We start from the raw sequence: 22707 nt of genomic DNA on the forward strand, positions 1-22707 counted from the left end.
AATTCTTAGATTATCTAAAAATTTTATTTCATATGCGGTGTTTCAACGAGGTAATAAATTCCCTAAGCTTTAAAAACATAGTCTTACCTGCCATTTATAATAGTGGGATATATTTTCTTGCCTCGTTATGTTTCTATTGGTTAACCGAACATATGTTCGAACAATAGAAATTATAGTTCGTTTTTTCCGAAATGTCAATAAGTTTTTTTCGACTATTTCGGATATTTTTATTTACAAAATAATTATTTATTGATAATATAACTGTTGATAGGAGGTATCCAAAATGACTACGCTAGGAGACAGAATACGTGAACAACGGATAAAAAAAGGGTTCACGCAAAAGCAATTAGCAGAGTTGATAGGCGCTAAGCACAATTCTATAAGTGATTGGGAAAACAACAAAAGTAAACCTGATTCTAATACAATTAGACTATTAATGAAAGCACTAGAGGTTGATGCAAATTCTCTTCTAGGCTATGACGACAAAGAATCAATAAAATCAGAGGCAGCAAAACTTGCTGATAATATATTGAATAATCCCAAGATTACCAAAATGCTCTCTTTACTTATAAATATGCCAGATGAGGACTTAAGTCTAGTTATTGCCTTTGCTGAAAGATTAAATAAACAAAACTCCTAACTGGCATATTATTACTAAAGTTCCTTTCAATCTTTAAACACATAGAGTAAAATATTAATGTAATTTTAAATATTACAGCTAAAATGTTAGTCATATTTCAATAGCTGTTTTATTAATAAACTACAGATTGTGCTGACATTTAGTTCATTCCAAGAATTTGCATAAACTTGGTATTCAACGCAATGTCGTATGTTTTCACTGTCAGCATAAAACAAATAATTATCAACTGGAGAAATAACAAATGTCTACCATCAAAAAATTTATGAAATACTATAAACCTTATAAAACTTTATTTTTTCTTGATTTATTATGCGCATTAACAGTCTCTGCTATTGATTTAGCCTTTCCTCAAATTCTTAATTTTTTGACAAAGGGCGTTTTTACACGCAGTTCTTCTGAAATCTTGAATATTCTGTGGCTTATTGGAATAGGCTTGCTTTTTATGTATCTATTGAGATATGTTTGTCAATATTTTATTACTTCCTGGGGACATATAATGGGTGCACGTATGGAGAGTGATATGCGTCAGGATTTATTTGATCATTATCAGACCTTATCATTTTCCTACTATGATAAAAATAACACTGGTGAAATGATGTCCAAGCTGATATCTGATTTGTTTGATATATCAGAATTAGCACATCATGGTCCGGAAAATTTATTCATATCAGCTATTAAGATTATTGGTTCCTTTATTTTATTAACAATGATCAGCTTACAAATGACTTTAATTCTTCTGGCAGTAACCATTGCAATGTTTATTTTCTGCTGGAAAAAGAATAGAAAAATGCGCGCAGTTTTTATGGATAACCGTAAGAAAATAGCCCTTGTTAATTCAAGGGTACAGGATACATTGTCTGGTATTCGGGTAGTTAAATCCTTTGCAAATGAAGATGTTGAGCATGATAAATTCAAGTACTGCAATTTAAAATTTCTAGATTCAAAAAAAAGCAGCTATTTTATTATGGGCAGCTTCCATGCTGGAACCAGCGTTTTTCAAGGCTTGCTTTATGCTTCTGTATTAATAAGCGGAGGTTATTTTATAGCTAAGGGCAGCATAAAACCCTCAGATTTAGCAATTTATGCTCTTTATATTGGAATATTTCTAAACCCAATAGAAGTACTGATAAATTTCACAGAGTCCTTTCAAAAAGGAATGTCAGGTTTTAAGCGGTTTTTAGAAATAGTTGAAACAGAGCCTGAAATTAAAGACGATAAAAATGCAAAGCCTCTAATTAACCCTCGTGGACATATAAGCTATAATAATGTTTCCTTCCATTATGATGAAAGTTCTGAGGTATTGGATAATGTAAGTCTTACAATTGACGCAGGTAAAACAGTAGCCTTTGTGGGACCATCTGGCGGTGGAAAAACAACTCTTTGCTCACTTCTCCCGCGCTTTTACGAAGTAACTGGTGGTGAAATTACAATTGACGGAATTGATATACGCAATTTCACATTACAGTCCCTGCGAAAAGCTATTGGTATTGTTCAGCAAGATGTTTATATGTTTTCTGGAAGTGTGAGAGAAAATATTTCTTATGGGAAGCCTGGTGCCAGCAATGAAGAAATAATTAATGCTGCAAAAAATGCAAATATACATGACTTTATTATGAGTCTGGAAAATGGCTATGATACACATGTAGGTGAAAGAGGCACTCGACTATCTGGTGGTCAAAAACAGCGAATAGCTATTGCTCGTGTATTTCTCAAAAATCCTCCTATTTTGATTTTAGATGAAGCTACATCAGCACTAGACAACGAAAGCGAACGGCATATTCAAGAGTCCTTAGAGCGATTGTCAAAAAATCGAACTACAATTGTCATTGCTCATAGACTCAGTACTATAAGAAATGCTGATGAAATAATAGTAATTAGTGAAAATGGTATTCAAGAACGTGGTACCCATGAGACATTGTTGTCTAAAAACGGTTTATACGCAAAATACTATAATATGCAGTTTGAAGGCTTGAATTAAGTCGAATTGATAAATATTACAGCAAAAAGTGGTCCACCAAAGTAACTTATAATCAGTCTGTTGCAACATGACAATTTCTGTATACCGATGTCTTATTACAAGAAATAGTACTAAGTAGCAGTATATATTTAATTGCGGAACTCGGTTAGAAATTGATGCTAAAAATAATAGGTGAAGAACAAGTATTGTAGCCGACACAGCGGAAGTCAGTAGCTGTGAGTATTGACCCGAGACAGGATTCCTTGGTCATACGGTCGGCGGAAGTACTTTTTCTTCACCTCAATTATTTAAACATCAATTTCGTGAGCAAGCAATAGATATATATTGCACGGGAGTACTATTTAAGTAACTGTCGATATATTTATTTTATGTTTTGCAATAACTCGTAATTACATACCTATTCTAACGTGAAAGATGCTAAGCTTGAACTTCCTGTACCTGTGTAAGTAAAATACAAAGCATGTACACCATCTGGAATGGTAATATCTGCAGAATACTCCTTCCAAATATTCGAAAAATCAACGGGTATCTTTCCAAGAGGTGTTCCATTCCAAGATGTTTTAAGCAAAAATTCACCTTTGCAATATCCACGAACCTTAATTTTAACTCTCTTAATTCCCTCGCATTGGAAATATTTAAAACCTGCTGTAGCAGAATCCTTCATATTAGCGATATATCCAACTTCCTCGTCTCCATCTCTGCCATCCTGCGTTATCTTTGGAAACTGATGATCCATCCATGCTCCAGTCCAATCAGTATAGATGGACTCCTCCTTGCAAAATAGGTTGCACGCCAGATAAGCTGGGTATTCTCCACGCCCAATAAGAGGGCCTCCATTCGGACCACAGGAAGTCATTTCAACCTGCGGAATGGAGCCGTCTTCGCGAAATGTGATTTGCTCAATACAACCCTGACGGCTATAATTTGTTCCATTGGTGTGCCTATGATAAAAAATATACCACTTATCATTAATTTCAACTATGCTTCCATGGTTGTTTGCACCATAAAACATAGGCTTTTCTGCTGGCTTGTAAGTGTCAATATTAAGATCACTGTTACTTACAATAACTCCTCTATATACAAAGCCCTTAGTTGGGTATTTACTGGTAGCATAACAAAGTTCATGAAAAACAATAGAGGAATAGATAAAATAATATGTATCTCCTTTTTTCCTTATAGAAGGAGCTTCAAAGAACTCATGCCCTTCATATCCACTGCCTTCACTATAAGGCTCACTTGGGGCTATGAAAACTGGTTCTTCCACAATTGTGAGCATATCTGGTCCAAGCACCGTTGCCATAGGTCCCTTCCTTGATTTATCTCCTTTTGGGCAAAAGCCAGTATATAAATAGGTCCTATCTCCTTCAGTGAGGACACCAGGATCGAACTGAGGCTGATCTCCCTCCCTTTCTCCTAAGCGAGTTCCATCAGCATAATGCACATATCCATAAAATTCATACTTGCCTGCTGGAGTATCACAAACAGCTACCGATACTACGCATACATGATCAAGAACATAATACAAATAATAACGTCCATCAGGTCCTACTGTAACGTCTGGAGCATAGAGGCACATACTGCCATCAGGATTTAGAGGATCATCCGTTTTTTTATAAATAACACCCTCGTACCGCCAATCAGACAAATCTTCTACAGGTGCAGACCAGCAAACATAATCATTCAAACAATATACATGCCCGTTAAAACGGTCATGAGAACCATACGCATAGACCCTACCATTAAAAACATATGGCTCAGCATCAGGAATATACTCCCATGAAGGAAGATATGGATTAAGACCTTGCTTTTTTATCATGTTTTTATACACTCCCTTATATTATTCTTTATTGCAAGTATATTTACAAAGTCAATTACAATTGGCCAATTATCCGATAATATCAATATCATCTAGAAGGTTTAAATGGTAATTGACTTTAGTCAATTTCTATCAGCTAAATATGCACTTATCTATGTAGATAGCTGTGGTTGAGGCTACTCCCGCAACTTTCTAACGTAAATTCCAATTAAATTATTCCTTTGATATCATTACATAAGTATACCTCAAATTAACAACTATATTAAAGAATTGTAATATATTAAAATTGATAAAGCAATGACTAGAGCAAAAAATAGCAGATAAAAACTAAAAAGTACACATTTTTATTAATTAAAAATGTGTACAGTTATTAAATAATTGATATATAACTTGTTCTACAAGCGTACCTTTTGTTTTGTTTCTCCTTCTATTTTCCCAATTCCATAGCCGTAACAAAACGATTGATACATACTTGTTATAATTAATTGATGCAAGCAATTTCTTTCCTCTTCATTGAGCCCAAAGTCCATTGTCCGCATAAAATTCCTAGTCTTATCCTTTGCAATTATTTTAATTGCTTCCCTTGTTCCCACTAAGTCATTTTCCAGCTTCTCTTTTCCCTGATTAAGATAATCTTTTATAAGATTCTCAAATTTTTGTGATGGTGAAACCTTTTTAAGTTCTTCCATTTAGTCCTCCTAGTAATATTTAAGGCAAATACTGTCACCTTATACTCGTTATATTACTAAGTGTTCCCAATACAGTATTACCTATACATTTATTTGTAAAATAATACTATATATATTGTATTTCCTGCTTAAAAAGCTCTTAATCTTTAGAAATATTCTCAGTGTCAGCCACCAAATTGGACTTAATAATCTTCTTAACACTCTTTTCAAACTTGGTTCTTGCAAGCATAACTTGATGCTCACATCCAACGCACTTTATTCTGAAATCAGCACCAGTTCGGACAATTTCCCATTGTTTGCTTCCACAAGGGTGTTGTTTCTTCATTTCTACAATATCTCCCAACGCATATTTATCAGGCATATTTTCCTCCTTAAGTTAAAATAAATATTTATTACTTTAATCTTCTAACTATTTCTTATGCATATAAATGGGTTCCAATTTAATAAATAAAAAGATAATTAGTTTAACAAAAATAAGTATGTTTACTTGACAACCACCATTAGCAAGTTTAAGCATGTAAAACCTTTTCATTCGATAGTCGGATAGAAATAATGACACAAATTAATTAAAATAATCATAACTAATTCTAATATTTTCATACTCAATCATTCTTCAAAATTGTTGACCTATCATAAAATTCCAGTCTATTTTCCTCAAAACTCTCCTTTAGCTTCATTCTGATACGCCGTTCCACCGCCCATTGCTCATTAGGAAGAGTTTTTGCAACAATTCTCAAATTTATATTATTGTCTGCTAATTCAGTAATCCCAAGAACTTTAGGATCCTCGGTAAAAATAGTAAACTCCTCTTTTACCTCATCACATACTTTTTGCACTATTTCATTTACCTTTGAAATATTACTAGAATACGCCACCGGAACATCAACAATAGCCATTTTATTATCTCTTGTATGATTTATAACCCTTTTTATCTCTCCATTAGGGATTATATATAAATCACCGGTACTGTTTTTTAATCTAGTGACCCTAAGTTCCATACGTTCAACAGTTCCAGTCATATTGTCAATTGTTATCAAATCACCAACTGCAAACTGATCTTCGAGTAGAATAAAGAAACCTGATATTGTATCCTTAATTAGACTTTGAGCTCCTAACCCTATTGCAACGCCTCCCACACCTGCTGCGGCAAGCACCGCCTTTAAATCCAGAATATCAGACAAACTAACTATAACTGCAGCAATATATACAGCATACTTAAATAAACTTATTAATAAAGTACACATAGTATCCAGTCTTTTATCATCTAGCTTGTATTTAAATTTTTTTTGCTTTTCAAAAAACTTTTTAATTAAATATCTTCCCAATTTAATTAAAATTGCAGCTATAATAAAAATTAGAAATATTTCTATTGCCTTAATGACGGGGATGTGAAACACTCCAAGAGATTCCTTTAATACTTCTTCAAGCTTATTTATCATAAACAACCTCCGATATGCTGCTTAATATAAAATACTTGTAACTAAATCTTAACTAAAATGTTCAATAATCTACAATTGAATATTATTTTAACATACAGAAACAAGCCTTTCAAATAGCTTTAAGTGCGTACTATCTCTTCTCCATAAATTTTCAGGGTGCCACTGTACTCCCAAGACAAACTTTTTACCTTCATGGCTTATTGCCTCAATAATCCCATCATCTGAAAGTGCATTAACGGTGAATCCAGGAGCAATTTCATTAACTGCCTGATGATGAAATGAATTTACTTTTAATGTGTTCGTTCCAAAAATTTTGTGTAAGCAAGTTTTGCTTATGATATTAATATTATGTATTTGGAACCATCTAGGAGCCTGCTGGTTGTGTTTCAGCAGCTTCTTATCAGTATTATTCTCAGCATATATATCCTGAAAGATACTGCCACCTGCTGCAATATTAATAACCTGTATTCCCCTGCAAATACCTAATATAGGCTTATCCATCGCTATAGCCTGCCTTGCAATAAATATTTCCATACTATCCCGAATGGGCGAAATTTCATTAGCATAGGGCATGTTATCCTTACCAAAATAAGTAGCATCTACATCAGGCCCCCCTGAAAAAATAATCCCATCACATATATTCAGGTACTCAACCCACATTGCTTTTTCCTCAGTAGCCGGAATTATTATTGGTACTGCTCCGCATTTTATAACCGCATCATAATAGTCCTCTTTCATGGTACTAATACCCTTCTCGAAATCAAATGCCGCCGTAATACCAATAACTGCCCTTCCATTTTTCATAAAAATCACCCCTTCTACAAAAGTTATTGGTTAAAGATATTTGTTTGAATTTCTTTCACTCAATCTAGCATAATTCGATAAAAAAACGGCCTTCCTATAATCAGGAAACCCGTTTTCAGTAGTTTAAAAAATTATTGTTTTTCAAATGAATCCTTACCTACTCCGCAAACTGGACATACCCAATCTTCTGGAATATCCTCAAAAGCTGTACCAGGTGCTATGCCACCATCTGGATCTCCTTCTGCAGGATCATAAACATAACCACATACACTACAAACGTATTTATCCATTTTCTATTTCTCCTTGTTAATTTAGTTTATTGATCATCGCAAATAAGTGCGTTGACTCCAATAATATATATTCCCACTTTTTATCTTAGATAACATCTTTTTTCGAAATATTTTCATTTTTTTATAAAATACTTATACTCCCTTAATATCTCCTATTTTTAACAATAATCAACACTCCACCTAAAACAAGTATTATAGGTATCAGATATGTCTGTAAAAATGAAATTCTTCCTAATTGAACTGCAAAGAATATTAAAGACAAGCCACCCAAAATAAAAACTGGAATTAAAAGTCCTTTTTCTTTTGTGCCGAAAATGTATAGTTCAAACAAGCCTACTGCCACTGCCAAAATAAATCCTGGCCATAAATAACCCCATAAATGAAATAGAGTTGACAACTGACAGGTAATGCCGCTAACTAGCAGTATTCCTCCTGGAACAAGTACTCCAGCATCTGACGTCTTAGCTGCAAAAAATGAATACTGAAATGTTAATCCAATAACTATAAGTATCATCGGCCAGAAATGAGCAAAAAGAAAACCGATATCAAAGATATTAAAATAAATTTCGAAAATTCCAGTATTGTCTAGGAAATAAAGAATACCTAATATAATAAGTATTACTCCTACAATCATAGTTCCTTTGCGTTTATTACTCATATTATTAACCTCCCGCCATATACAAGGCATAAATAATTAAATAGTAGAGAGCTATGCAACTTGCTATGCCCCCATGTGTGCAAACACATTACAAATAAAGGTGAAAAGCCATATATTAACTTTATGTGCTTGACAATGCGCCATATTCGCAAAGATGCTACTTACTAGCCAGTCACCTTATGTCTATAAACAAATTACCATATAGATGTAAATTAGCTTTAACAAAAGCCTGTTCCAATCATTGTAAGCATTTGTTTTATACTATATTATAAGGTTAATAATTTAAAAAGTCTGAAATTTTTTTATCTAAGTTAAAAGAACTAAAGTGACTCTACTTTTGATATGCTTTTTCTAAGATCTTCTCTCTGAATTCGCCAAATTGTATAACGTATTCCACTTGAAATGATGTCAGCAATTTTCATTACAGTACAAAGTCTGGTATTTTGCAGAGTTATAAAATCCATAAACCCACTAAAATTGACTATTCCAGTAATGTGCATATTCCCAATAGGCTGTAAGTCTTTATTAACAGCAGACCCTGGTTTTATTGCACCCTTTCCTACTGTGATATGTCCTACATGCTCTATTCTTCCTAAAGATGCATCTATTGCAATAATAAATGGCATTTCATACTTTTTAAATATCAAATTTGTAGTCTCAGATAGATTTTTCGCATGAACTGGATTTTCTAAATTACCATACACATGAACATTACCATATTTCATTTCTCTCAGTTTATGCCCAATAATAGGACCCAAGCTATCTCCTGTTGACCTATCAGAACCAATACATACAAAAACTATATCACTATATATATTAGTTTTGCAGTTAATTATAGTTTGATATAATGCTTCTGAAAATACTGCAAATGCATTTTTACTCATTGCATCAATATAAGTTAGATTGGATGTTTTTGCGCTAAAACTCATCTTTTACACCACCAATACTTTTTTGTATAAAATATAATTCACATTTAATCTCTAGTATTATTGACAAATATTGTATATAATATAACTTTCATAAATTAGCCAGTTCTAAATTTAGATAACTATGTTAAAATATAAATAGTCTCATTATTATGTATGTTGCAATTTAAAATATATTCATACTAGAAGGGTTGATAATTTTGCCTTACAGGTTAAGAAAGAAAATAGGACCATCCGCTTGCACTTTTATCGAAGAAGTAATTGACGGAATGCAGGATTGGGTTAGGGTAATAGACCACGAGGATAATATTATATTTGTAAATAAATCAATGCGAGAAGCTATTGGTATGGATATTGTCGGGCAAAAATGTTATGAGGTTTTAGGCAGGACATCTCCTTGTCAAAATTGTATTTCTAAAAGGGATCTGCCAAATTGGTCTCGTTGCAAAGAAGAAATAATAAACGGTCGTATTTTTTCTGTAAGCAGTTCTCCCTTCAGGAGTGCTGATGGTACAACAGAATATGCTGTTATAGAGGTACTTCACGATATTACAGAAATAAAAGAAATGAGTCAAAAGATCGCAATTCAGAACGAAAAATTAAAAGAAGATTTAATTTTGGCTAAAAGAGTGCAAAGAAGCCTACTACCCAAAAATACCTTACAATATGATAAGGCTACCTTTAACTTTATTTATAGACCTTGTGAAACCTTGGGCGGAGATTTTACTAATTTCTTCAAAATTGACGATGAGCATATTGGTGTATACATTGCAGATGTATCTGGACATGGTGTAGCAGCATCTATGCTAACTATGTTTTTAAATACTGCACTAGATAAAACAGAAAAATCTCCTTCAAAGGTCTTAACGCAGCTTTATACTAGTTATAATAAAAATAAATTTTTTAGTGAGTTATACATATCTATTTTTTATATAGTTATAAATATAAAAGAATATACAATGACATACTCAAATGCCGGTTTAAATGTATGTCCTATAATATTTTCAGGAACTGATTTTACAATACTCAGATCGGCCGGAATTCCAATCAGTAATTGGGTTGAAAATCCGGAATATCATGATCAAACTATTAGTATAAAGCCTAAAGACAACCTATTTCTTTATACCGATGGAATAATAGAGATTAGAAATACCGAAAAACAGCAATTTGGAGAGGAACGATTATTAAATCATATGTTAAATTCTGATTTGCCACCAGCACAGAGGCTTTCACAATTAATTGATAAAGCTATTTCCTTTTCCAATAGCATTAATCCGAACGATATTAAGGACGATATAACCGTTGCCCTAGTAGAAATAAAATAGTGTAGTAATAAAATAGTTAGAAATAAAATAGTGCAGATTAGAATGCTTTTTGCATATATATTATATTGAATGTGAATTTAAGAAGACATATTTTTTCTTAAATATGGTATGTCACAAAAATAAAAAATAAGGAAGTGCGTATTTTGTTACCAAAAGAAACTGAACAAATAATAGATCAGTATAGATCTGAAGGGTATATTATTCCTCATCCTTCATTAATTAAGACTCCTGAACAAATAGAGGGAATTCGAGAAAGCGGAAAAATAACCACTCAAATTTTAGATTTAGTTGAGAAAGAAATAAAACCGGGTATGACAACAGCAGAAGTAGATAAACTAGTCTATGATTATACAATTGCCCATAATGCAATTCCTGCACCGCTAAATTATATGGGATTCCCTAAAAGTGTCTGTCTGTCAATTAACGATGTTGTCTGTCATGGTATCCCAGATGACAAAACAGTACTAAAATCAGGTGATATTGTTAATGTAGATGTATCCACAATTTTAAATGGATATTTTTCAGATGCCAGCAGAATGTTTATGATTGGCAATGTTTCTCCATCTGCCAAGGCATTGGTTCAAACTGCAAAAGAATGCCTTGAAATTGGAACAAAACAAGTAAGACCTTTTAATTCAACAAATGAAATTGGCCGTGCAATTGAACCCTATGCAAACCAGAGAGGATATACAGTAGTTAGAGATTTAGGCGGACATGGAGTGGGTCTCAAATTCCATGAAGACCCCCATATTGACCACTTTGCTAAGCGTAATAAGGGAGTCTTGATGCTACCGGGCATGGTATTTACAATTGAGCCCATGATAAATGCAGGCGGTTACTCTGTCAAAGTGGCAAAAGACAACTGGACTGTCACCACCAGAGATGGCTCGCTATCTGCCCAATGGGAATATACAATAGCAGTTACTAAGGACGGTTATGAGATACTTGCGCAGTAAGCATCCACTGCGCAAGTTTATCTATTCCTTCTCCTGTTTTGCAGGATATTTCAATAACCTCCGCATTTTCATTTAGTGCCTTAACACCCTTGTAAAAACTGTCTTTATCAAAATCTATATAGGGCATTAAATCAATTTTATTCAATACAACTATGTCCGCAGCTTCAAACATAGAGGTATACTTGTAAGGTTTGTCATGTCCCTCTGGAACACTTGCAATAACCATCTTAATTCCCTCGCCTAAATCAAAGGAGGAAGGGCAAACTAGATTTCCTACATTCTCTATAAATAATATAGCGCCTTCTTTTAAATCAAGACTTTCAACTGCACTTTTTATCATATTAGCATCAAGATGGCAGCCTCCCCCAGTATTAATTTGAACTACAGGGTTTCCAAGCTTATCTATCTTTTCAGCATCTATACTAGAAGCAATGTCACCTTCTACAACCGCTACATGAGCCTTATCTCCAAATGCATCAATCAATTTCATTATAGTGCTTGTTTTACCTGAGCCAGGTGAAGCCATTATATTCACGGCTTTAATCCCTTTAGAACGAAAATAATCTCTGTTTTCTTCTGCAAGCTTTTGATTTGCATGCATAATGTTTTTCATCACTTTTATCTCCATGTGTTACCTCCAATTCATCCAATTAGTATTTTTTTATTGCGTCAGCATAATTTATTCAATATTTTTATATATTGGTATTAGCTATAAGTATAATACCAAGATAAGCCGCCTTTTGTTTTATAGTAGCGTAAGTACTTGCTAAATAGCCGTAGCTATTACAACATCAATTTCGGCTGCAATCCATTTAGTATATTGTATAGATAAGCTATTTAAACAATTACTCATAAAGTATATAGTTTTTCGTTTTAACAGCCCTCCATAAAAATATCTTTCAAAGGCAAGCCGTAAATTAACTTTAGTCAGAGCATATGCAGTTCTGCTATATATTATTCAAATAAAACATAAACACACTCCTATTCCATCTAATACTTTGTAAAGTGAACCCGGAGTGTGTTTAGAGAATTACATAATAATTATTCAATTTCTATGCTTTCTATATAAAACTCTTTTCCTATATCTGTTGGAGTGCCAAGACCACCACATTTGGGGCAATCAAACCCCTTAGGCGGTTTAATAAAAACCTCTCCACAGTCCTTGCATTTAAATTCAGCCTTTACCCTTTTAAATATAAGCTTAGCACCTTGTGCAATGGTTCCTTCACTCATAATATCAAAATACATTTGTACAGAATCATCTATTATAGTTGATAAGTCACCAATTACAAGCCGAATCTCTAATATCTTAGAAGCATTTGCTTTGTTCGCTTCTTCTACAGCCGTTCTGACCATAGACTGTGTTACCGCATACTCATGCATTTTGCTCAACACTTTCTATAGGCTTTGGTTTCTGAACCAGCTTTAATGTTTCTTTAGAATACTGTGCTGATTTATGCTCCTCGCTTGAATTAATACATTTCTTAGGACATACTTCAACACATGCATTACATATAACACATTTAAACTGATCTATCTCCCAAGATTTTTCAGCCTTATTAACTGTAATAGCATTAGCTGGACACTTTCTCTGGCATATTCCACAGAAAATACATACATCTATATCACAACCGGAAATATGCCCTCTTGTATTCTTAAAAGGCTCTCTCTTATCAGATGGATAATTCCTGGTTGCAGGCTTTGATACCAAATTTTTTAGTACGTTTTCTACCATCTTAAACATACTTTATGACCTCCTATTTACTTTCTTTTACCTCTCAGTACAGGATATGCATGGGTCAATCGTTAAAATAATCATTCCTACATCAGCGAGTTCACTGCCTGGCAACATTTTTAATAATGAAGGTATATTTGCAAATGTTGGTGTTCTAAGTCTAAGTCTATCTAAAGTCTTAGTGCCGTTTCCTCTCATGAAGTATAATACTTCTCCTCTAGGCTGCTCAACCCTGGAAATTACATCACCCTTTGGAGGATTTCCTTTTACAGGTACTACATGCTCTCCCTCAGGTATCTTCGCTATTGCTTGCTTAACAAGATCAACTGACTGATAAATCTCATGCAATCTAACATATGTCCTTGCATAGTTATCACCATCATTGTGTATTACTGGTTCAAAATCTAGCTGTCCATACGCGGAATAACCTGTTGTTCTCAAATCTGTCTTTAATCCGCTTGCTCTTGCCATAGGCCCAACTGTACAATATTCTATTGCATCAGCCTTTGTAAGAACGCCTCTTCCAACTAATCTGTGTTTAACAGTATAATTGTTCAAGAATACAGCTTCAAGCTGCTCTAAATCCTCTTTTATCTCATCAACAACTTGATTAATTTTTACCATTTGTTCTTTCGTAAGGTCACGTCTTGTTCCGCCAATGATATTAGCTGATATAACAACTCTGCTACCACAGGTTTCTTCCATAATGTCCATAACCTTTTCTCTATTTCTCCATGCCTGCATGAAAAGACTTTCAAAACCAAAGGCATCAGCCAAAAGTCCTAACCACAATAAATGACTGTGCATTCTGTGTAGTTCGGCCCAAATTACACGTAAAAATTTTGCTCTGTCAGGAATCTCAATATTCATCAATTCCTCAATACCTTGACAGTAAGCCATTGCATGCATAACGCTGCATATACCACATACTCTCTCAACAACAAATGTATTTTGAGTAAACTCCTTTGTTTCTGTAAGCTTTTCTAATCCTCTATGAACATAACCTATAGCTGGTATTGCTTCAACAATTTTTTCATCTTCCATAACCAGCTTAATATGAAGGGGTTCAGGAAGTACAGGATGCTGCGGCCCAAAAGGTATTACAGTTGAACTCATTCTTGTTTACCCCCTCTTTGTTCAATAGTTATTTGCTGTCTTAACATAGGTGAAGAAAGTTCTTCATCTGATAATAGCATATGTCCGCCATAGTCAATAGCTATATCAGTTATATTTAATCCAAACAACTCTTTCATTTCATTCTCTACAAGTATTGCACTAAAATATATTTTTGAAATACTAGGTATTTCCTCACCTTTTTTAACAGTGATTTTAATATTTTTCATTTGATAGTCTTTATCAAAATGATAATAAACATCAATAGTGTCATCACCATTGTCAACACAAGTAGAAGTAACATATCTATAGTTCTGATACTTGCAACTTGAAGCCTCTGCAAGCAATTGATCACTTGTAGCTTCAACTAAATTTTCAATCATTTCTCGTACCTCCATGATCCGCAAATTGGCTATACTACTTGTCTTCGTTTTTCATTAACTCCGCCTTCTCATCCAGCTTGCCAATAGCTTGCACTATTCCGTCTATTATTGCTTCAGGTTTTGCACAGCAACCTGGAACAAACACATCAACTGGAATTACATTTTCAATTCCTCCCAGTACATTGTAACATTCTCTAAAAATACCTCCTGTGCAAGCACATGCTCCAATTGCAACAACACACTTGGGATTAGGCATTTGGTTATATATATTTTTTAACACTTGTGAATTTCTTTTATTTGCAGAACCAGTTACAAGCAAAATATCTGCATGCTTAGGATTACCAACATTGACAATTCCTAATCGCTCAGCATCATACATTGGAGTCAGACATGCTAACGTCTCAATATCACATCCATTGCAGCTTGTACAGTCATAATGCATAATCCAAGGTGACTTTTTCCTTGACTTGCTAATTATACCCATACTAACCTCCCACGCTCACTTTGAGCATAAAAATTTTGTTAACACTTTGTTGAAGTACCCATTTTAATAAGCCACCTCAACAGCTCGAAAAATCACTATGCTTACAAAACTTTATTTTCGAGCTATAATCCTCACACGTCTACTTCAAGCACAAAATGTAGTAAAGCTTTCGTTGAAGTACTCATTTCTATAAGCCACCTCAACAACTCGAAAAGTCGCTATGCTTATAAAACTTTATTTTCGAGTTAATTACCTTCGATTTAATAACTTTCTATCCATTAACCTTCGTACTAATAACCTTCATTTAAATAACTTTCAATGCCCACTTTGGACATAAAATCAATAAAACTATTATTGGAGAACCTCCGCTTCGCAGAGGTATGCCTCTTTATTTAAGCTTTCGTACCCACATTGTCAAAACATGTTGTGCTTTTAAGTGTTCAGATACATTACTTTACTAACAACCTCAGCAAAGTAAGTCTCTAACTCTATCACTATAATAAACTAATATTAAATCAGATACATCCAAATTATATTTACAAGAGCAACACCAATTCCTGCAACCCAGGTAGTTTTAACCATCCACTGCCATGTCATTCTGGCACTGATATTGTCTATTAATATTTCTAAGAAATAACAAACCAATGCTATTAATATACCTACCCATATAGGTTTTGCAAAAAACAAAGAAATTAATCCCATGAACAATACTAAATCAATCCAATCGGTTAACTCAATTAATGCCAGCTGTGTTCCTGAAAACTCAGTTGTTAGTCCCTTAATAAGTTCCTGATGTCCATGGTGTGAAGTTGCAAAGTCAAAAGGAGACTTTCTTAGTTTAATAGTCAAAATAAATAAGAAAGATAAGAATACCAAAGGAAGACTAAATAATAGAGGCTTTTCATGTTCAAATATGCCTGAAATCATAAAGCTTCCAGTAGCCTTATAAACACCCACTACCATAAGCAGCAGCACTGGCTCGTATGCCATCATAGACATAATCTCTCTCTGAGCACCAATCTTACTGTATGGAGAACGGATACTACTTGCTCCCATAATAAGTGCAATACCAGAAAAAGCAAGAATAAACATAATCATCAATAAATCCTGTTGCAAAACAAGCATTACTAGTGCACCAATTGCAAATAATAAGTGTCCTAAAACATAAACCATCTGAGTTTGGTTAACCGCAATGTCCTGTTTACCAATTAGCTTAAAGAAATCATAAAACGGCTGGAGTATTGGAGGACCTTGTCTATTTTGCATTCTAGCAGTTATTTTTCTGTCAATACCAGTCAATAACCCACCAATTATTGGGGCAGCTATTATAGCAATAACAGCTATTAAAATATTGTTTATGCTCATAATCCAATCACCACCCCTAAAATAATTAATACTATTGCACCAGCTATAATATTAGCTCCTGTTGTGAGTTTCTCTTCTCCGAATACGCCTTGCATATAGTAATTTCTTACCACTACATTTTCGGTTTTATCTCCAGGACTGATAAATTCAAGTCCTCTCATATCATCACTGGCATTTCCTCCACATAAATATGGTGGTTTAAGTCTTGTAGGCTTAAGCCTGTGGGCAAAAAACGGAATTGCCACCATTAACAGCAATACTAATATAAAGAATATTATTGAGGCAAAACCTCCATAAACTGCATTATCCATATTGTGAAGCCAAATTCCCATGCCCTCTCCAAAAAGAGCACCTTTGTCGGTCAATGCAAAGGCAAGTACCTGTGGCTTAACAAATACATTATATAGTGGAACAATTCCTATGCTTGCTATCATAACAAATATAATTAGCATAGACAAAGCAGCTTCCATTGAGAATGTCAATTTTTCTATATGGAACTTTGGCTTATATGACATTGTCAAAATAATTCCAATCCACTTACCCCAGAATACTACGGTTAATGCACTGCCAAGTATAATCAGCAATAATACCAGTGGCTGATCAACTGCAGTCTCTATAGCCATAAATTTAGTAATAAGTACTCCGAAAGGAGGAAGCATCATTGAAATCATACCAATTACTGTTATTACTGTAGTAAATGGCATTAATTTGAACAAACCTTGCATATCTTCAATATCACGGCTTCCAATACCTTGTTCAATAGTTCCAACACAAAGGAATAACAATCCTTTTGATACAGCGTGGAAAATCATTAAAAGTATTGCAGCTGCAATGGAAATCCTTGTTCCAATACCAGCACAACAAATTACCAATCCTAAATTTGCGATAGTTGAATATGCAAGAACCTTCTTTCCATTACTTTGACTAATGGCTATCGCTGAAGCAACCGCAAAAGTAAATCCACCACTAATAGCAACAAGCTGTCCTAAAATAGTACCAGAGAATGCTGGTGAAATTCTTACCACCAAATATACACCAGCTTTAACCATTGTACTTGAATGAAGCAGCGCAGATACAGGAGTTGGTGCAACCATGGCTCCTAACAGCCAACTTTGGAAAGGGAACTGGGCTGATTTAGTAAATCCAGCTATGCAAAGCAATCCAAGCGCTATTGGCAACATCCCTGTAAATGCTCCCTGCATTCCTGATTCTGAAATAGCCTGAATTGAAAGCGTATCTAAACTTGAATTCACTAATATAATTGCGAAAATAAATGCTACGCCTCCAACGGAGTTTATCCACAAGGCTCTTAAACCATTCTTAATTGCTATCTCTGTTCCATCATGTGAAATCAGTAAGAATGAACAAAGAGTTGTTATCTCCCAGAAGAAGTACATCCAGGATAAATTGTCTGTCATCACCAAAGCATTCATTGCGCTTAAAAATATGAACAGTATCATAAAGAATCTTGGTTGTCTTGATACAGTTAATTTTAAATGATGCTCATGCTCCTTCATATATCCTAGAGCAAAGAAAGTGATAATAGGTCCAATTATTGATACAAGCATTATCATAATTAATGATAGATAATCAATAACAAATGCTTGTTCTGGTTCAAAAACTTTTCCGAAAACACCAAATACCTCGAATAATGCCCAAGGTATGAACTGTAAAACACATAAAACAACTACTATTGCTTTTTTATGCTTTATACCCACATATGCGATATAACTAAATAATATTAAATCAAATCCTTTTATTATCCAGCTAACCACCTCAAGTGTACTTTCATTAAAATGATAAACAATCCTTCCATCAGGAGAGTTCAATAAAAGTACAATAAATCCGTAAGCTACTGCAAAAAGTATCAATGTTGAAATACTAACAATTGCAATACGAGCTTTTTGATTTTTAACAATAAAGCATAGCACCGCACTAAGTGCAGGCAGCAGAATAGCTGACAGTAATAAATACCAATCCACAGCTAATTCTCCTTTCAAAATATTATTTTAACCCCTTTATTTTTTCAGAACGACGTCATTTATTAATGACCGTTCTAAAAACATACAATAATTTAAACTTAAGAAAATTTGTCAAAAATACGAAACAAATTTCCTTTGTCAATAACTAAATTTGAAAAAATCCTTATCAGCCAATCCTATTATAACAATAAAATTAAAATAAAATTTGACCTCAAACTCCTTCCAAATTTAATTACGCTCCGCATATAATTTTACAACACTTTTCAGAAAAAAACAACCTAAAAGGCGTAATTTGAAGCATTTGGAAATAAAGCTCTGAATATTGTATACAATATGTAATAAATTATTACATTGCTATTAACTAAATATTTACATATAAGGTGAATTATTAATTCATCAAATATTTGGTACTTTCACCACAATATCTCATTAAAATAAAATTTGAACCAATTATAGGTAGGAACCTTTTATAAACTAAAAATATAATCCCTTAATAACGAAATAAAGTATTTATTGTAGTAATTAATATTTATTAACACTTGGAGGGTTGCGAAAGCCTCTCAATATAAATATCGTAGAAAGGGCATTATCACATTAGTATTTAGTTGCAATTACCATATATTTCAACACTCATCGTCACATAAATTTGAATAACACAAATTATATCTTGTTAGCCATTGAATTGGTAATAAACATTGTTTAGAATAGTAATAGTATCAATACTAATTAAATTGGAAATAGAATAGAATATAAAAAATAATTTTCTTAATGTACTAGTATTTCTTATATGAATTTATATATATTAAAGGTCTAAACATCATCGACTAGAAATGTATAATGATTGATAAATATAGGCAACTCAACTTTCCCTATTGAAAATTGTACGTACACACACTTATAATTACTTTATTCTTGGAGGTTATGGCATGGAACTATGGAGTAAATATCAAGGTGCAATTAAAAAACTCCTATTAATCATGGTTATTTTTGCAATTATATATGTATCAATTACATATCTGTTCCCTTTTTTTGCACCTTTTATCATTGCAGTCATAGTTTCATATATTAATGAGCCGGTAATTCGAATCCTTCAAAAATTTAAGATATCTAGAAAAATTGCCTCTGTTATATCTCTATTATTTACAATGTCTATTCTTGTAACCATAATAACTTTGGGAATCATTAAGCTTTATGATGAATTAATAATTCTACGTAATAATTTAACTGCTTATTCCAATGATATTTCAGCCCAATTTGATAATTTAACCAACAAAATTACGAACTTTTATAACGCGTTGCCATATGAAGTTACTGACGCTATAACAAAAAATCTTTCTTCACTATCTAATAAGCTTACAAATATAATTACTGCTATTATTCAATACACAATTAATACTGCATCCTCAATTCCTAGGCTTACTGTTTTTTTTATAGTAACTATTTTAGCAACATATTTTATCAGCAGTGACAAAAAGAAAATTTCAATTTTCTTTTACAAGCAACTTCCATCATCATGGAGGAAAAAGCTGCCGCATATAAAAAATGACACTTTTAATGCTTTATTTGGCTACTTCAAAGCAATACTTATACTCATGGGCTTCACATTTCTTGAGGTCAGTGTAGGTTTATATATTTTAAATGTTAAATATGCCCTTGTAATAGCTCTTATTGTTGGTCTTTCTGAGATAATACCCATTGTAGGTACTGGCACGGTAATGGTTCCCTGGATAATATGGAATGTTTTTATCGGAGATATGCATTTAGCTTTTGGACTAGCAATCATATATATTTTAGGAGTATTAATAAGACAAATAATGGAGCCTAAGATAATTGGAAGCCAGATTGGTCTGCATCCATTAGTAACATTATTGTCTATGTATGTAGGATTAGAATTCTTTGGAGTTTTAGGAATGTTTATTGGTCCAATGAGCCTGATTGTAGTAAAAAATCTTCAGGACGCAGGTATTATGAAATTATGGAATGACTGATTATAATAAAAATTCATCCTATTTTTTTAGTCTGCCAATCACAACCCTATCATTTCCGCCAATATCTTTATATATTACAATATCACAGAAGAGTTGATTCATAAGCTTTTTTACACTCTCTCCCTGATTATAGCCTATCTCAAGCGCAAGATACCCTCCATTTGTCAAATACCTTGGTGCATTCAATATAATCTTTCTATAAAAATCAAGCCCATCCATTCCGCCATCAAGGGCTAAAAAAGGTTCGTGATTCTTTACCTCTTTTTGTAGTTCTGGTATGACATCTGTTTCGATGTATGGCGGATTGCTAACAATTATATTAAACTGTTCATCTCCAGAAAGTGACTCAAACAAATCACCGCAGTACAACTTCACTCTATCAGAAACCCCATTTCGCTCACAGTTTACTCTGGCTATATTAAGTGCATCTTGTGAAATATCACAAGCTACAAGAGTACACTGTGGGCAATAATGAGCGATGCTCACTGCAATACAGCCTGAGCCTGTGCACATGTCCAAAATCTTAATTTCTTTTGCATCTACGTTATCCTTGTCCATGTTACTTTTAACTAGATTAGCTTTATTTATCATACTAACGAGTTTAACACACTCTTCCACAAGAGTTTCAGTATCCTGCCGTGGTATAAGTACAGCTGGACTAACATAAAAAGAAAGCCCCATAAATTCTGTCTCTCCAATAATATACTGGAGAGGTACATTTTGAAAACGCTTATTAAGCATCTCACGTAGAAGCTTCATTTCTTCTTTATCAAGAATTCTATCATAATGAGAATATAAATATACTCTGTCACATTTCAAAACATGACAAAGCATAACCCCGGCTTCTAGCTCCGGGGCCTCTATATTAGCACTCTTTAACTCTTCTACTGCATATCTATAATATTCTCTAATATTCATATACTCTTCCATATTAAAATTAAAAACTATCTCTTTGCGATACTGCTTATACTAATAGAGTATATACAAAGGGTTTATATTATATATACTTTTAGCGGAAGCAGATTAATTAGTCCTTTCCCCATTCATCGCTGCCTTCTTCAACTGGCAATACCTCCATAAAAGCAGCTATTGCAACCTCTATTTGACTATCATCAGGTTCTCTGGTTGTGAAAGCCTGAAACATTAAACCAGGAGCAGTAATTACTTTAAAGAGCCAGTTCTCATGCTTAACGGCAAATTTAATAAATTCAAGGGATACGCCCGCAACTAAAGGAACTAAAAGAATTCTTATTAATGCATTAATAAAAACATTATGCCAGCCTGTAAATGAAAAAATTAATATACTAATAATCATTATAGTAAAAAATAATGATGTTCCACATCTAGGATGCTTTGTAGTATACTTTCTAACATTTTCAACAGTTATTTCTTCTCCGTTCTCATAACAATGTATTGTCTTATGCTCGGCTCCATGATATTCCCATACTCTTTTCATTTCTTTCATTAAAGAAACAAGTGCAAGATATCCAATAAATATACATACTCTGATAGCACCTTCAATAAGATTTAAAACAATAACATTATCAATATGAACAAAATTAGAGAAAAAGTCAGTTATAAAGTTCGGGAGTAAAATAAATAAACCCACACTTAGACACAACGACAATATTACTGAGAAATATATAGCAATATCAGCTATTTTATCTCCAAACTTTCTTTCAAGGAACTGTTCAAACTTTGATGGTTCATATGGCTTGTCTCCATCCTCAAGATCAATAAATTCTGCCGAATACATAAGAGCCTTTACACCAATAACCATTTGAGTAAAAAGATTCACGGCACCTCTTATTATAGGAATTTTTGATAGCTTTCCTTTTGGTTTCATAGGATGCTTTTCTACCACTATTTCCCCATCTGGCTTTCTTACTGCAGTAGCTCTAAACTGAGGACCAATCATCAAAAGTCCCTCTAATAATGCTTGACCACCAATTGTAGTTTTTTTCATTTTACCTCCCATATTGTAAACACATCAAATTTAATTATTTCATAACGAAAATACACTCTATATCAAATCATACGAAAACAAACTAAAATAGTCAATTGTATTATTATAATTATTTTAATTTCCTTGCAGGTTATCATCACAGAGGAAATTTGGGATTGAATAATTGTATA

At 33.4% G+C, this 22707-nt stretch carries 23 protein-coding genes; 5 read left to right on the forward strand and 18 right to left on the reverse strand.

Annotation, left to right across the window (positions count from 1 at the left end; all coding sequences use genetic code 11):
- The first annotated feature begins 283 nt into the window (after positions 1-283).
- The gene (locus EHE19_RS18285) at positions 284-640 is read left to right on the forward strand and encodes a helix-turn-helix domain-containing protein (RefSeq protein WP_137698919.1); all 357 of its coding nucleotides are present in this window, start codon (positions 284-286) and stop codon (positions 638-640) included.
- Between the two features lie 241 nt (positions 641-881).
- A complete protein-coding gene (locus tag EHE19_RS18290) occupies positions 882-2618 on the forward strand; it encodes an ABC transporter ATP-binding protein (protein WP_137698918.1) in 1737 nt (578 codons plus the stop codon).
- Positions 2619-3015: 397 nt separating this feature from the next.
- Here the strand turns inward: EHE19_RS18290 and EHE19_RS18295 are convergent, their stop codons facing one another.
- The 8 genes from EHE19_RS18295 to yyaC all read right to left on the reverse strand — a co-directional run bounded on the left by EHE19_RS18295 (position 3016) and on the right by yyaC (position 9243).
- Positions 3016-4431 carry a family 43 glycosylhydrolase gene (locus EHE19_RS18295; protein ID WP_137698942.1) on the reverse strand — a complete coding sequence of 472 codons (1416 nt, stop codon included), beginning with the start codon at positions 4429-4431 and terminating at the stop codon, positions 3016-3018.
- Positions 4432-4829: 398 nt separating this feature from the next.
- A complete protein-coding gene (locus tag EHE19_RS18300; RefSeq protein WP_137698917.1) occupies positions 4830-5123 on the reverse strand; it encodes a hypothetical protein in 294 nt (97 codons plus the stop codon).
- A 139-nt stretch (positions 5124-5262) separates the two neighbouring features.
- A complete protein-coding gene (locus EHE19_RS18305; protein ID WP_137698916.1) occupies positions 5263-5484 on the reverse strand; it encodes a DUF951 domain-containing protein in 222 nt (73 codons plus the stop codon).
- A gap of 241 nt (positions 5485-5725) precedes the next feature.
- On the reverse strand, positions 5726-6562 hold the full coding sequence (locus EHE19_RS18310; protein WP_137698915.1) for a mechanosensitive ion channel family protein: 837 nt from the start codon (positions 6560-6562) through the stop codon (positions 5726-5728).
- 87 nt (positions 6563-6649) lie between these two features.
- The gene (locus EHE19_RS18315; RefSeq protein ID WP_137698914.1) at positions 6650-7366 is read right to left on the reverse strand and encodes a gamma-glutamyl-gamma-aminobutyrate hydrolase family protein; all 717 of its coding nucleotides are present in this window, start codon (positions 7364-7366) and stop codon (positions 6650-6652) included.
- A 131-nt stretch (positions 7367-7497) separates the two neighbouring features.
- Positions 7498-7656 (reverse strand): rubredoxin, encoded by a 159-nt coding sequence (gene rd, locus EHE19_RS18320; protein WP_137698913.1) that lies wholly within the window; start codon positions 7654-7656, stop codon positions 7498-7500.
- 142 nt (positions 7657-7798) lie between these two features.
- On the reverse strand, positions 7799-8314 hold the full coding sequence (locus tag EHE19_RS18325; protein WP_137698912.1) for a LiaF transmembrane domain-containing protein: 516 nt from the start codon (positions 8312-8314) through the stop codon (positions 7799-7801).
- A 320-nt stretch (positions 8315-8634) separates the two neighbouring features.
- The gene (yyaC, locus tag EHE19_RS18330; RefSeq protein ID WP_137698911.1) at positions 8635-9243 is read right to left on the reverse strand and encodes a spore protease YyaC; all 609 of its coding nucleotides are present in this window, start codon (positions 9241-9243) and stop codon (positions 8635-8637) included.
- A 197-nt stretch (positions 9244-9440) separates the two neighbouring features.
- On the opposite strand from yyaC, the gene EHE19_RS18335 reads away from it, so the two are divergent.
- On the forward strand, positions 9441-10565 hold the full coding sequence (locus EHE19_RS18335; RefSeq protein ID WP_244648286.1) for a SpoIIE family protein phosphatase: 1125 nt from the start codon (positions 9441-9443) through the stop codon (positions 10563-10565).
- Positions 10566-10708: 143 nt separating this feature from the next.
- Positions 10709-11521, forward strand: coding sequence for a type I methionyl aminopeptidase (gene map, locus EHE19_RS18340; protein ID WP_137698910.1), 813 nt, complete (start codon positions 10709-10711; stop codon positions 11519-11521).
- Here the strand turns inward: map and hypB are convergent.
- The 8 genes from hypB to EHE19_RS18380 all read right to left on the reverse strand — a co-directional run bounded on the left by hypB (position 11490) and on the right by EHE19_RS18380 (position 18583).
- Positions 11490-12149: a hydrogenase nickel incorporation protein HypB gene (hypB, locus tag EHE19_RS18345; protein ID WP_137698909.1), complete on the reverse strand. Its 660-nt coding sequence runs from the start codon at positions 12147-12149 to the stop codon at positions 11490-11492. The genes map and hypB overlap by 32 nt on opposite strands.
- Positions 12150-12562: 413 nt before the next feature.
- Positions 12563-12904 carry a hydrogenase maturation nickel metallochaperone HypA gene (gene hypA / locus EHE19_RS18350; protein WP_137698908.1) on the reverse strand — a complete coding sequence of 114 codons (342 nt, stop codon included), beginning with the start codon at positions 12902-12904 and terminating at the stop codon, positions 12563-12565.
- Positions 12897-13265: a 4Fe-4S binding protein gene (locus EHE19_RS18355; RefSeq protein WP_137698907.1), complete on the reverse strand. Its 369-nt coding sequence runs from the start codon at positions 13263-13265 to the stop codon at positions 12897-12899. The genes hypA and EHE19_RS18355 overlap by 8 nt, the downstream gene beginning before the upstream one ends.
- A 27-nt stretch (positions 13266-13292) precedes the next feature.
- A complete protein-coding gene (locus tag EHE19_RS18360; RefSeq protein ID WP_137698906.1) occupies positions 13293-14372 on the reverse strand; it encodes a hydrogenase large subunit in 1080 nt (359 codons plus the stop codon).
- Positions 14369-14752 (reverse strand): NADH-quinone oxidoreductase subunit C, encoded by a 384-nt coding sequence (locus EHE19_RS18365; protein WP_137698905.1) that lies wholly within the window; start codon positions 14750-14752, stop codon positions 14369-14371. The genes EHE19_RS18360 and EHE19_RS18365 overlap by 4 nt, the downstream gene beginning before the upstream one ends.
- Before the next feature lie 34 nt (positions 14753-14786).
- A complete protein-coding gene (locus tag EHE19_RS18370) occupies positions 14787-15236 on the reverse strand; it encodes an NADH-quinone oxidoreductase subunit B family protein (protein WP_137698904.1) in 450 nt (149 codons plus the stop codon).
- A 510-nt stretch (positions 15237-15746) separates the two neighbouring features.
- Positions 15747-16601 carry a respiratory chain complex I subunit 1 family protein gene (locus tag EHE19_RS18375; RefSeq protein WP_137698903.1) on the reverse strand — a complete coding sequence of 285 codons (855 nt, stop codon included), beginning with the start codon at positions 16599-16601 and terminating at the stop codon, positions 15747-15749.
- On the reverse strand, positions 16598-18583 hold the full coding sequence (locus EHE19_RS18380) for an NADH-quinone oxidoreductase subunit 5 family protein (protein ID WP_137698902.1): 1986 nt from the start codon (positions 18581-18583) through the stop codon (positions 16598-16600). Before EHE19_RS18380 ends, EHE19_RS18375 begins: the two co-directional genes overlap by 4 nt.
- Positions 18584-19509: 926 nt before the next feature.
- Between EHE19_RS18380 and ytvI the strand changes: the two genes are divergently transcribed.
- Positions 19510-20571 (forward strand): sporulation integral membrane protein YtvI, encoded by a 1062-nt coding sequence (gene ytvI, locus EHE19_RS18385; RefSeq protein ID WP_137698901.1) that lies wholly within the window; start codon positions 19510-19512, stop codon positions 20569-20571.
- Between the two features lie 18 nt (positions 20572-20589).
- Here ytvI and prmC read toward each other — a convergent pair whose 3' ends face one another.
- Both prmC and EHE19_RS18395 read right to left on the reverse strand, forming a co-directional pair.
- Entirely contained in the window at positions 20590-21489 is a 900-nt protein-coding gene (gene prmC / locus EHE19_RS18390) for a peptide chain release factor N(5)-glutamine methyltransferase (protein ID WP_137698900.1), read from the reverse strand.
- Between the two features lie 109 nt (positions 21490-21598).
- A complete protein-coding gene (locus tag EHE19_RS18395) occupies positions 21599-22537 on the reverse strand; it encodes a DUF1385 domain-containing protein (RefSeq protein WP_137698899.1) in 939 nt (312 codons plus the stop codon).
- Positions 22538-22707: the final 170 nt, after the last annotated feature.

The sequence above is a fragment of the Ruminiclostridium herbifermentans genome, from assembly GCF_005473905.2.
Classification (GTDB): domain Bacteria; phylum Bacillota; class Clostridia; order Acetivibrionales; family DSM-1351; genus Ruminiclostridium; species Ruminiclostridium herbifermentans.